The sequence below is a fragment of the Peterkaempfera griseoplana genome (genome assembly GCF_001418575.1).
Taxonomy (GTDB): domain Bacteria; phylum Actinomycetota; class Actinomycetes; order Streptomycetales; family Streptomycetaceae; genus Peterkaempfera; species Peterkaempfera griseoplana.
The window spans coordinates 1-10939 of the sequence record NZ_LIQR01000002.1 but is presented as its reverse complement, the minus strand read 5'-3'; the positions used below and the strand labels follow the sequence as shown (position 1 = coordinate 10939).

Genomic DNA, 10939 nt, shown 5'->3' with positions numbered 1-10939 from the left:
GGCCCACTACCGCGCCGAGGACTCACCGATGCACGGCACCCGCGGCTTCCTCGACGACCTCTTCGTCGACCCGGCGTACCGCGGCGGCGGAGCGGTCGACGCCCTCCTCGGCGAACTGCGGCGGATCGCCGCCGACCAGGGGTGGCCGTCGGTCCGCTGGCGCACGGCGGAGAACAACTACCGGGCCCGCGCCGCCTACGACCGCCACGCCGTCCGCACGCCCTTCCTGACCTACGCCATGGACGCACCGGTCCCGACACCCGGTACCACCGGCCCCGGGGCCGGGCCGGACGCCGGGGCGCGGCTGTGAGCGACGACGACGCCGTGGTGATCCGCCGCGCCCGGACGGCCGACGCACCGGCGATCGCCCAGGTGCACATGGCGTCCCGCGCCGCCACGATGCCCTATCTGCCCCCGCAGAAGCGGAACCATCAGCAGGTGACCGACTGGGTCCGGGAGGTCCACCTGCGGCGGAACCGCACCTGGGTCGCCGAGCACCGGGGGGAGGTGGTCGGCTACGCCTCACTCGCGGGCGACCTGCTCCAGCATCTCTACCTGCGGCCGGACGTACGGCGCCGGGGCGTCGGCACCCTGCTGCTCGACGAGGTGCGGCGGCACAGCCCCGCCGGACTCACCCTCCATGTCTTCCAGCAGAACACCGACGCCCGCGCCTTCTACGAGCACCACGGCTTCACCGTCACCGCGACCGGCGACGGCAGCGGCACCATGGAGAACCTGCCCGACCTGACCCTGCGCTGGGAGCCGGGGGACGCGGCCTGAACCGCGCCCCGGCCCGGTGAGCGGCCGCCCCACCGGTCCCCGGCAGCCCCGGTCAGCCTGCGCGCTCGGCCGCGGAGCGCTCCACGCAGAACTCGTTGCCCTCCGGGTCGGCGAGAACGGCCCAGCCGGTGCCGTCGGGGCGGCGGTGGTCGGCGACGAGGACGGCGCCGAGCGACAGCAGCCGCTCGACCTCCTCGTCCCGGGTGCGGTCCTGCGGCTGGAGATCCAGGTGCACCCGGTTCTTCACGGTCTTGTGCTCCGGGACGGTGATGAAGAGCAGCCCCACCCCGGGGGCCCGCACCAGCGCCTCGGGGTCCCCGGGGTTGTCGTCGTCCGCGAGGGAGGCGCCCAGCACCTCGGCCCAGAAGGAGCCCAGGGCGTATGCGTCGGCGCAGTCGATGGTCACATGTCGCACAGCGGAAGCCATGGCCTGGACCCTGGTCGACGGCGACGCCCGGCGTCAAACGGATTGCGCCGGACGGTCACTCCGCCGCGGCGCGGATCCCGGCGGCCTTGCCCGCGGCCGTGTGCCCGGGGCCCACGCCGTCGACGAGGATGGTGTCGCCCGGGATGTGGTCCGTGCGCAGCCGCAGGATCGCGCGGTAGGCCGGGGAGTCGTACCAGGCGCGGGCGGCCGCCAGGTCGGGGAACTCGATCACCACGGTGGCGCCGGGCCAGCTGCCCTCCAGCACGTCCGTGGCACCGCCGTGGACGAGGAAGCGCCCGGAGTGGGGAGCGAGGGTGGCGTCGATGCGCTCCATGTACTCCAGCACCTCGGGGTGTCCGGGCTTCGGGTCGCGCAGGTGGGCGATGGCGTAGGCGGGCATGGTGCCTCCTCGGTCGCGGATCGGTGCGGCGGGCTGTCCGGCGGGCCCGCGGCTGCGGTGGCCGGTGCGATGGTCCGATCGTTGCGCAGCCGTGCGGAGGAGTCGATGACGTCCGAGGTCATGGGGCGCGGGCTGGTTCCCGCCCGGTGGGGCGCCGCCCTCGGCCCGGGGGCGTGCCCGGCCGGGGGCCGGGCACGCCGGAGCGGGTACGGCGTCAGGCCGCGGCGGTGACGTCCCAGAGGTGGTGGACCGGGTCGTGGATGAAGTAGCGGGCGAAGCTCTCCACGGTGAAGTGGGCGCCGTCGCTGCGGTCCCCGGTGCGCTGCCACTGGGCGCCCGCGACCTGGTCGAACGCGGTGGCCAGGGTCTCGGCGGCCGCGGCGAGCTCGGCGGCGACCCGGGCGGGGTCCTGCTCGGCGTAGCGCTCGGCCAGGGCGGTCTCGTCCTGGTCCCAGTTGGGGAAGAGCGGACCGTCCTGGGTGAGCATCAGATCGAGCCGCACCGCGAAGATCCGGAAGACATCCCGGACATGGCAGGCGTACTCCAGCGGCGACCAGACGGAGGGGGCCGGGCGCCGGCGCAGCTCCTCCGGGGCGGCGGCCAGCACGCCGGCCCAGGCGGCGGCGTTGTCGCGGAGCAGCCCGGAGACGGCGGTGGGGGCGACGGAGGAGGTGTCGAGGCCGCAGTCGGGGCAGGGGCGCTGCAGCACCCAGGTCCAGTCCTTGGTGTCCGGTGTGATCATGGATCAAGGATGGGGCGGGCGGGAGGCGCCCTCCCAGTGGCAGCACCGACAGCCTGCGTCGAAATCCTGCCAACCCCGCCGCTCCCCGGGGAGCGTCAGGGCAGCAGTCCCGCCCGGACGCGCTCCTTGAGGGGCGGCCACTCGGGAGCGAGCAGCGAGTAGACCACGGTGTCCCGCCAGCTGCCGTCCAGCCGGCGGACATGGCGGCGCAGCGGTCCCTCGCGGCGGCCGCCGATACGGGTCATCACGGTCTGGGCGGTGTAGTCCTGGTGGTCGACCTGCCACTGCACCCGTCCGAAGCGGAGCGCCTCGAAGGCGTGGTAGAGGAGCAGCAGGTGCGCCTCCACGGCGACGGCAGTGTTGCGGTAGGGACGGGCCACCCAGTCCCAGCCGATGTCCAGACGTTCGTCGGGGACCGAGATGTCGAGGTAGGCGATCCAGCCGACGGGCCGGAAGACCCCCCGGGGGATCACGGCGAAGAGCACGGCCTCGCCGGCCGCCTGCTGGGCCAGGCGCTGTTCCACCAGGCGGCCCATCTCGGCCTCGGAACGGGGGGTGAGGGCGGGCAGCCACCGCCACACCTCGTCGTCGTTGCCGCCCGCCAGCTGGAGGTCGGGCACATGGGCCGGAACGAGCGGCTCCAGCCGGATGTGCCGTCCGTCCAGGACCACGGGGGCAGGCGGTTGCGAGGACATGCGGGCACGGTAACCCGAGACGGAGGTTTGGGGGAGGGGTTGGAGAACCCAGGTCAGAGGGCGCTGCCGGCCCTCCACTCGGCCCAGGTCAGGTTCCAGCCGTTGAGGCCGTTGTCGGGGGCGACCGTGCGGTCGCCGGAGTTGAGCACCTCGACCACGTCGCCGACCATCGAGGACTGGTAGAACCGCGCGGCCGGGGTGGTGGGGTCGGCGGCGCCCTCGCTGTCCTGCAGGCCGATGCAGCCGTGGCTGACGTTGTCGCGGCCGAAGACCGGGGGCGGGGACCAGTAGTTGCCGTGGATGAAGGTGCCCGAGGTGGTGAGCCGCTGGGCGTGCGGGACATCGGCGATGTCGTACTCACCGCCCAGGCCGACCGTGCGGGAGCTCATCCGGGTCTGCAGGAACTGCTCGGAGATCACCATCCGGCCGGCCCAGCTGGTGTGGTCGGGGGCGCCGCCGGTGACGGCGTAGGTTTCGGTGGTCCGGCCGTCGCGGTTCACCGTCATCTGCCCGGTGGCCAGGTCCACCACGCTGACCTGGCTGCGGCCGATGGTGAAGTGGACGTCCTTGGACTGGACCCCGTAGACGCCCTTCGCCCCGGCGACGCCCTTCAGCCGCAGCCGCAGGGTGATTCTGGTGCCGGGGACCCAGTAGTGCTCGGGGCGGAAGTCCAGCCTGGTGTCGTCGAACCAGTGCCCGACGACCTCCACCGGGGGGTCGGCTACCACGGTGACGGCCCGCTGGACCGCCCTGCGGTGGGTGATCCCGGTGGTGAAGTTGATCGACACCGGCATGCCGACGCCCGAGGTGGAGCCGTGCTCGGGGGTGAAGAAGCCGACGAAGGTGTGGTCGGGGGCCCTGGTGGTGAAGGTGGTGTTGGACTCCGCGGGCAGCATCAGGCCGTCCACGGCGCCGACCGCGACGGAGTAGCGGGTGGACAGGCCCAGCGCGCCGGTGGAGGTCCAGCGGGTGGAGCCGGCCGAGAAGGCGCCCGCCACCTGACTGCCGTCGTCGTCGGTGACTTGAACCGAGGTGAGCCGGCCGTGGGCGGCGGTGACCGTGACGCCCTCGCCGAAGTCGGCGTTGCGGGTTCCGTCGGAGGGGGTCACGGTGATCCTGACGGTGGATATCCCGGAGCCGGGACCGCCCGGGGAGCCGTCCGAACCGCCGGTGCAGGCCGCGACGAGGGCCGCGGGTGCCGCCGCGAACCCGGCCAGCACACGGCGCCTCGGCCATTCGGGACGGATGGTGGGACGCTGCCTGCCGGGTGCCGTCACGGTGCCGTCTCCCTCGCTGATCCTCGCCTCTGGCGGGGCACACCGTCACAACATAAGACGAATCAGACCCTCCCGCTCCGCAGGGAGCGGGAGGGTCGGGGGCTCACTCCTCGGTGGCACCGTCGCCGCTGGCGGCGTCGGTGTCGTACAGGTCCCAGTCCTCGTTCTCGGGGTCGAACTCGGTGTGCGCGGACTCCCAGGTGGCCTGGGCCAGCTCCACGCCCGGGACGTCCCCGAGCAGCTGCAGCGGGTCGATGAAGTGGGCGAGCGAGCCGGACGGGTCGAGCTCGATGGCCTCCACGGCCTGGGCCCGCTCGTCGTCGTCCATGTAGTCGTCGTGCTTCACCTGTTCCAGGGCCGCTGCCTTGAGGGCGCCCTCGTCGGTGATCTCGGCGACGAGTTCGATGTGCAGACGGACGTAGCGGGGCTCGTCCTCGCCGGTGATGTCGGTGCTGGTCATGCCTGTGAGCGTAGGGCAGCGGGGACCGCATCGCGGTACCGGCGATGGCCTGCGGCGCTACCCAAGCGCCGCCCGGCTCACTACCATCGGGCGGACAACCCGGCCGTCGACGCCCGTCGCGGGATCCGGTCCGGGAGCGGCACGAGGCCGGCGACGGCACGAGGAGGCCCGGTGGGTACGCGGAAGGCGGACCAGCGCAGCCCGCTGGCGATCACGGCGGTGTCGGCGGGTGGCGCGGTGGCGCTGGCGCTGATCCTGGGTCCGGTCGCCACGGCGGCCTCCTCCGACGCCTCGTCCGAGGTGGCGGCGGCGCGCCAGGACAAGGCGTCCGTCGCCCGGCAGGCGGCGGTCGAGCGGTCGGCCGCGGTGCGTACGGCCGCCCACGACGCCCAGGCGCAGGCCGCGGCGGGGCTCAGGCTGGCCGAGACCGGAAGCGTCGACACCACGCCCTATCTGCTGGGCGGCACGGTCTTCCTGGTGCTCGGCACCGGGATGCTGGTGGCCCTGCGGCGGCGGGAGACCCGCTACCAGGGCTGAGACCCCCGGGCGGCGCTGCGGCCGCCCCCGGCACCGCTCGCGGTGGCGGGGCGCTGCGCCCGGCCTGTGGTGCGGACACACGGAAGGGCCGGCCCTGGATACCAGGACCGGCCCTTCCGTCTCCGTTCCGCTCCCCCACCCGGGAGCACGGAGTGTCGTGCGCCGTAAGGCGCACTGTGCCGCAGGAGCCGCCGCACCCTGATGGTCGGTCGGACCTCCAGGGGCGGGACGACGACGGCCCCTGCGGGCGGGACGCGGTGGGCCGGGTCAGGGCCGACCAGCGCGTCCTCTGGTGGCTGCGGTTCAGGGGAGCCGCTCCCGTCATCCGCTGCCACCACGTTCGGCGTCTTGCCGTGACCACTACGATGCCGGTCGCTTGTTAAGACCGTGCTGCGTGGACGTGACGCCGGTGTACCACTTCAACGGCGGAAGGGTGCTTCCCGGAACCGTCAGTGCGCCCGGTCGGCCAGGAAGGCCAGCAGGTCCTGCCGGGTGACGATGCCCTGGGGCTTGCCCTCCACCAGCACCACCGCGCCGTCGGCCTGCTCCAGCACCGCCATCAGGCAGGTGACGGACTCGCCGGATCCCACCACCGGAAGCGGCGGGGACATGTGCTTGTCCAGCGGGTCGCCCAGCTGCACCCGCTGGGTGAAGAGCCCGTCCAGCAGCTCCCGCTCCACCACCGAGCCGATGACCTCGCCGGCCATCACATCGGGGTGCCCGGCGCCCGGGGAGACCACCGGCATCTGGGACACGCCGTACTCGCGCAGCACCTGCACGGCTTCGCCGACGGTCTCCCCCGGGTGCATGTGGACGAACTGCGGGATGCCGCCGTGCTCCACCGCGTCCTTGCGGGCGAGCACATCGCTGACGGTGGCCTCCTCGGTCGAGGAGGAGAGGAAGCCGTAGTCGGCCATCCACTCGTCGTTGAAGATCTTGCTCAGGTAGCCGCGGCCGCCGTCCGGCAGCAGCACCACCACCACGTCGTCGGGTCCGAGCCGGCGGGCCACCTCCAGGGCGGCCACCACGGCCATCCCGCAGGAGCCGCCGACCAGCATCCCCTCCTCCTTGGCGAGGCGGCGGGTCATCTGGAAGGAGTCCTTGTCGGAGACGGCCACGATCTCGTCGGCGACGGTGCGGTCGTACGCCTCCGGCCAGAAGTCCTCCCCGACGCCCTCCACCAGGTACGGCCGGCCGGTGCCGCCGGAGTAGACCGAACCCTCCGGGTCGGCGCCGATGACCTGCACCCTGCCCTCGGAGGCCTCCTTGAGGTAGCGGCCGGTGCCGGAGATGGTGCCGCCGGTGCCCACGCCGGCCACGAAGTGGGTGATCCGGCCGTCGGTCTGCTGCCACAGCTCGGGACCGGTGGAGTGGTAGTGCGAGGCGGGGTTCTCCGGGTTGGAGTACTGGTCCGGCTTCCAGGCCCCGGGGGTCTCCCTGACCAGGCGGTCGGAGACGTTGTAGTAGGAGTCCGGGTGCTCGGGGGCGACCGCGGTCGGGCAGACGACCACCTCGGCGCCGTACGCCCGCAGGGTGTTGATCTTGTCGGTGGAGACCTTGTCCGGGCAGACGAAGATGCAGCGGTACCCCTTCTGCTGCGCCACGATCGCCAGACCGATCCCGGTGTTCCCGGAGGTGGGCTCGACGATGGTGCCGCCCGGCCGGAGCGCTCCGGACTTCTCCGCGGCCTCGATCATCCGCATCGCGATCCGGTCCTTCACCGAGCCGCCCGGGTTGAAGTACTCCACCTTGGCGAGAACGGTCGCCTCGATGCCCTCGGTGACCTTGTTGAGCTTCACCAGGGGCGTGTCGCCGACCAGCTCGATGATCGAATCGTGGTACCGCACGGGGGTCCTCCCGAGGATGTGGAACGGCTGCGCACGGGTCTGTGCCGCGAAGGTCTCTGTACCGGTCAGCGTAGAGGTGCGGGCCCACCCGCGCCGACCTCCGCCGCCCCCCGCGGTGATCATCCGGCCGGGACGGACGGTAGCGGGCCACGGCGCTGGGTATGGAGGCTGTGTGGGATCGGTCCGGGTCCGGTTGTGAGGGGGTCGTTGCATGTCGCGCGCACGGGTGGCTCGGCGTATCGCGGCCGCCGCCGCGTACGGCGGCGGCGGGATCGGGCTGCTGGGCGTCGGGGTCGTCGGTCTGCTGGTGACCGAGGCCAAGTTCGCCGAACGGGCGGTGGGGGCGCTCGGCGCCGACCCGCCCAAGGCCGACGGGGTCTACGGCGGCGCCTTCGCCGACGGGTCCGCCGGCTCCGCGCCGCCGCTGGTGCTGGCCTTTCTGGGCGACTCCACCGCGGCCGGCCTCGGGGTGCTGCGCGGCCACGAGACCCCGGGCGCACTGCTGGCCGCGGGGCTGGCGTCGGTGGCCGAACGACGGGTGCGGCTGGTGAACGTGGCCCTCTCCGGGGCCCGCTCCAGCGACCTGGAGCGCCAGGTGGACCTCGCGCTGGAGACCGTCCCCGAGGTCGCCGTGATCATCATCGGGGCCAATGACGTGACCCATCGGGTGCCGGCCGTGGAGTCGGTGCGGCTGCTCGGCGAGGCCGTACAGCGGCTGCGCGGGGCCGGCTGCGAGGTGGTGGTGGGCACCTGCCCCGACCTGGGCACCATCGAGCCGGTGCGACCGCCGCTGCGCTGGGTGGCGCGGCGGCTGAGCCGGCAGCTGGCGGCGGCGCAGACCATAGCGGTGGTGGAGGCAGGGGGCCGCAGTGTGTCCCTGGGTTCGCTGCTGGGGCCCGAGTTCGCCACCCGCCGGGAGCTGTTCGCGGCCGACCGCTACCACCCCTCGGCGCAGGGCTACAGCACCGCCGCGATGGCGGTGCTGCCGTCGCTCTGTGCGGCGCTCGGCCTGTGGCCGGAGGAGGAGCGTCCGGACGCGACCCGCGGTGAGGCGGTGCTCCCGGTGGCGGAGGCCGCGGCGGAGGCCGCCGGCCGGTCCGGTACGGAGGTGGCCGCGGCGGCCCCGGAGGGGACCCCCGGGCAACCCGGCCGCTGGGCGCTGATCCGGCACCGGCGGCGCAGGAGGCTGCCTGAGGAGACGGAGCCCGCCCCGGCGGTGGGATCCGCGCTGGGAACGTCGTCCAGCTCACATGCGGGCACCGGTGACGGGAGTAGTACTAAGCGGTAGCTTACGAGGCCGGGGGCCGATCCGCCGTGCCGGCTCCTGCCGGCGCGGGGCCGCCGGTGCGGCTTCCCGCACCGGCCGGGTGCCGCGGGGACCGCTCCGGATGCGCGGACCGGCCCCGCCGCCCGGCCGTGCGCTTGGCCGTACCTTCCGCCGTACATTCCCCATATGCCCAGCTCGTCCGTCGAGGAGCCAGCCATGCCCGAAGCCGTCATCGTCAGCGCCGCCCGTTCGCCGATCGGCCGGGCCTTCAAGGGCTCGCTGAAGGACGTCCGCCCGGACGACCTCACCGCGCACATCGTGCGCACCGCCCTGGACAAGGTGCCGCAGCTGGACCCGCGGGAGATCGACGACCTGATGCTGGGCTGCGGCCTGCCGGGCGGCGAGCAGGGACACAACCTGGGCCGGATCGTCGCGGTGCAGCTCGGCATGGACCACCTGCCCGGCTGCACCGTCACCCGCTACTGCGCCTCCTCGCTGCAGACCACCCGGATGGCGCTGCACGCCATCCGGGCCGGGGAGGGCGACGTCTTCGTCTCAGCGGGCGTGGAGACGGTCTCCCGCAGCGTCAACGGCACCTCCGACCTGGCCGACGCCCGCAACCCGCTCTTCGACGAGGCCCAGGCCCGCACCGCCCGCCGGGCGGCCGAGGGCGGCGACGAGTGGCACGATCCGCGCGAGGACGGGCTGCTGCCCGACGCGTACATCGCCATGGGGCAGACCGCGGAGAACCTGGCCCGGCTCAAGGGAATCACCCGCGCCGAGCAGGACGAGTTCGGCGTGCGCTCCCAGAACCTGGCCGAGAAGGCCATCAAGGACGGCTTCTGGGCCCGCGAGATCACCCCGGTCACCACGCCCGACGGCACCGTGGTCTCCTCCGACGACGGCCCCCGCGCCGGGGTGACCCTGGAGGGCGTCTCCGGGCTCAAGCCGGTCTTCCGGCCCGACGGCACCGTCACGGCCGGCAACTGCTGCCCGCTCAACGACGGCGCCGCCGCCCTGGTGATCATGTCCGACACCAAGGCCCACGAACTGGGCATCACCCCGCTCGCCCGGGTGGTCTCCACCGGGGTCTCCGGCCTCTCCCCCGAGATCATGGGCTACGGACCGGTGGAGGCCTCCAGGCAGGCGCTCCGGCGGGCCGGCCTGTCCATCGGCGACATCGACCTGGTGGAGATCAACGAGGCGTTCGCCGCCCAGGTGATCCCCTCCTACCGCGACCTGGGCGTCGACCTGGACCGGCTGAACGTCAACGGCGGTGCCATCGCCGTCGGCCACCCCTTCGGCATGACCGGCGCCCGGATCACCACCACCCTGATCAACTCCCTGCAGTGGCACGACAAGCAGTTCGGCCTGGAGACCATGTGCGTGGGCGGCGGCCAGGGCATGGCCATGGTCATCGAGCGGATGAGCTGAGCCGCAGCGGAGGGTGGAGGCCGCCGACCGAGGTACGAGGGAGGCGGCCTCCGGCCGCAGCGGAGGCGAGGCTCAGCGCGAGCGACGACCGCCTGCGGATGAGCTGAGCCGCAGGGGCGGGTGGAGGCCGCCGGCCGAGGTACGAGGGAGGCGGCCTCCGGCCGCAGCGGAGGCGAGGCTGAGCGCGAGCGACGACCGCCTGCGGATGGGCTGAGCTACCCGGAGGCTAGGCCTGGCGGCCGGAAGCGGAATCACCCGTTTGGAGTGACGGATCGTGTTTGAGGGCTGGATCACACGGAGAAGGTGGTCCAGCCCTCGGCGCGCCCCGCGAACGGCGTTCGATCCACGGCCCGCAGTCGGCCGACTGCGGGCTGTATACCACGTCCACCTGCGTCGATATGGCCAAGGTCACAGCTCACTCACGAAGGTGACTCCTTCCCCTGACGTCACATGCACCCATACGGCACTGTGGTGGTGATCCCCCGTTCAGCTCCGTGCGAGGAGTACGTTCCGTGAACGCCGTGTACACCGTCCTGCTGCTGCTCCTGCTGCTTCTCACCGCAGGGGTGCTGGTCCATGTACGCGCGCTGTCGCGCCGCCTCGACGCGGTGACCGCTCCTCCGGCCCCTGCCCCGGCCGCCGCCGTGGTGGACGACGCCGCGATACAGCGGGCCGTCGCCGCCGCCCTCGCCGAGGACCGCGACCGGGAGATCGCCGAGGCCCGGGCGTTCTGGGCCGAGCAGGAGGCCCGCACCGCCGAGGACGCCCCGCTCTTCGACGCCCCCTTCAGCGGCGCCGACCCGGTGGACGGCTGGCCGCTCTACTTCCCCCGGCCGACCGGCCCCCAGGACGCCGCGGAGAGCGCCGAGGACTTCCCCCGCTCCGCCGCCGACCGGATGGACCCGGAGTTCGCGGACGCACTGCGCACCGCGCTGGAGGAGCTGATCGCCGAGGGCAACGGGATGCGGACCGGCCACCCGGTGCAGAGCGGCGCCCCCGGCGCCCCGGCCGACCTCGAGGTGCAGGCCGATCTGGAGGTGCAGGCCGAGCCGGCCTCCCCCACGGTCCCCGAC

At 73.4% G+C, this 10939-nt stretch carries 12 protein-coding genes and 1 pseudogene; 6 read left to right on the top strand and 7 right to left on the bottom strand.

Features of this window, described 5'->3' with window-relative positions:
• Positions 1-310: GNAT family N-acetyltransferase (locus AOK09_RS00230; RefSeq protein WP_157875751.1), on the top strand; the 310-nt coding region annotated here is incomplete at its 5' end.
• Entirely contained in the window at positions 307-780 is a 474-nt protein-coding gene (locus tag AOK09_RS00225) for a GNAT family N-acetyltransferase (RefSeq protein ID WP_055585019.1), read from the top strand. The genes AOK09_RS00230 and AOK09_RS00225, both read left to right, overlap by 4 nt.
• 52 nt (positions 781-832) lie before the next feature.
• On the opposite strand, the gene AOK09_RS00220 is transcribed toward AOK09_RS00225, so the two are convergent.
• The 6 genes from AOK09_RS00220 to AOK09_RS00195 all read right to left on the bottom strand — a co-directional run bounded on the left by AOK09_RS00220 (position 833) and on the right by AOK09_RS00195 (position 4781).
• On the bottom strand, positions 833-1207 hold the full coding sequence (locus AOK09_RS00220) for a VOC family protein (protein WP_055585018.1): 375 nt from the start codon (positions 1205-1207) through the stop codon (positions 833-835).
• 55 nt (positions 1208-1262) lie between these two features.
• Positions 1263-1607 (bottom strand): DUF1330 domain-containing protein, encoded by a 345-nt coding sequence (locus AOK09_RS00215; RefSeq protein WP_055585017.1) that lies wholly within the window; start codon positions 1605-1607, stop codon positions 1263-1265.
• A gap of 214 nt (positions 1608-1821) precedes the next feature.
• Positions 1822-2349, bottom strand: coding sequence for a DinB family protein (locus tag AOK09_RS00210; RefSeq protein WP_055585016.1), 528 nt, complete (start codon positions 2347-2349; stop codon positions 1822-1824).
• A 95-nt stretch (positions 2350-2444) separates the two neighbouring features.
• Positions 2445-3044: a GNAT family N-acetyltransferase gene (locus AOK09_RS00205; RefSeq protein WP_055585015.1), complete on the bottom strand. Its 600-nt coding sequence runs from the start codon at positions 3042-3044 to the stop codon at positions 2445-2447.
• 53 nt (positions 3045-3097) lie between these two features.
• A complete protein-coding gene (locus tag AOK09_RS00200; protein ID WP_055585014.1) occupies positions 3098-4321 on the bottom strand; it encodes a L,D-transpeptidase in 1224 nt (407 codons plus the stop codon).
• A gap of 103 nt (positions 4322-4424) precedes the next feature.
• Positions 4425-4781, bottom strand: a complete 357-nt coding sequence (locus AOK09_RS00195; protein ID WP_055585013.1) for a hypothetical protein — start codon at positions 4779-4781, stop codon at positions 4425-4427.
• A gap of 171 nt (positions 4782-4952) precedes the next feature.
• Between AOK09_RS00195 and AOK09_RS00190 the strand changes: the two genes are divergently transcribed.
• A complete protein-coding gene (locus tag AOK09_RS00190) occupies positions 4953-5318 on the top strand; it encodes an LAETG motif-containing sortase-dependent surface protein (protein WP_055585012.1) in 366 nt (121 codons plus the stop codon).
• Between the two features lie 449 nt (positions 5319-5767).
• Here AOK09_RS00190 and AOK09_RS00180 read toward each other — a convergent pair whose 3' ends face one another.
• Positions 5768-7165, bottom strand: coding sequence for a cystathionine beta-synthase (locus tag AOK09_RS00180; protein WP_055585010.1), 1398 nt, complete (start codon positions 7163-7165; stop codon positions 5768-5770).
• 211 nt (positions 7166-7376) lie between these two features.
• Here AOK09_RS00180 and AOK09_RS00175 point away from each other — a divergent pair, with 211 nt between their 5' ends.
• From AOK09_RS00175 to AOK09_RS00165, 3 genes and pseudogenes are all read left to right on the top strand, one after another.
• Positions 7377-8453 (top strand): SGNH/GDSL hydrolase family protein, encoded by a 1077-nt coding sequence (locus AOK09_RS00175; RefSeq protein WP_055585009.1) that lies wholly within the window; start codon positions 7377-7379, stop codon positions 8451-8453.
• A 195-nt stretch (positions 8454-8648) separates the two neighbouring features.
• Positions 8649-9866: an acetyl-CoA C-acetyltransferase gene (locus AOK09_RS00170; protein WP_055585008.1), complete on the top strand. Its 1218-nt coding sequence runs from the start codon at positions 8649-8651 to the stop codon at positions 9864-9866.
• A 512-nt stretch (positions 9867-10378) separates the two neighbouring features.
• Positions 10379-10939 (top strand): annotated as a pseudogene (locus tag AOK09_RS00165) (hypothetical protein); the annotation flags it as partial.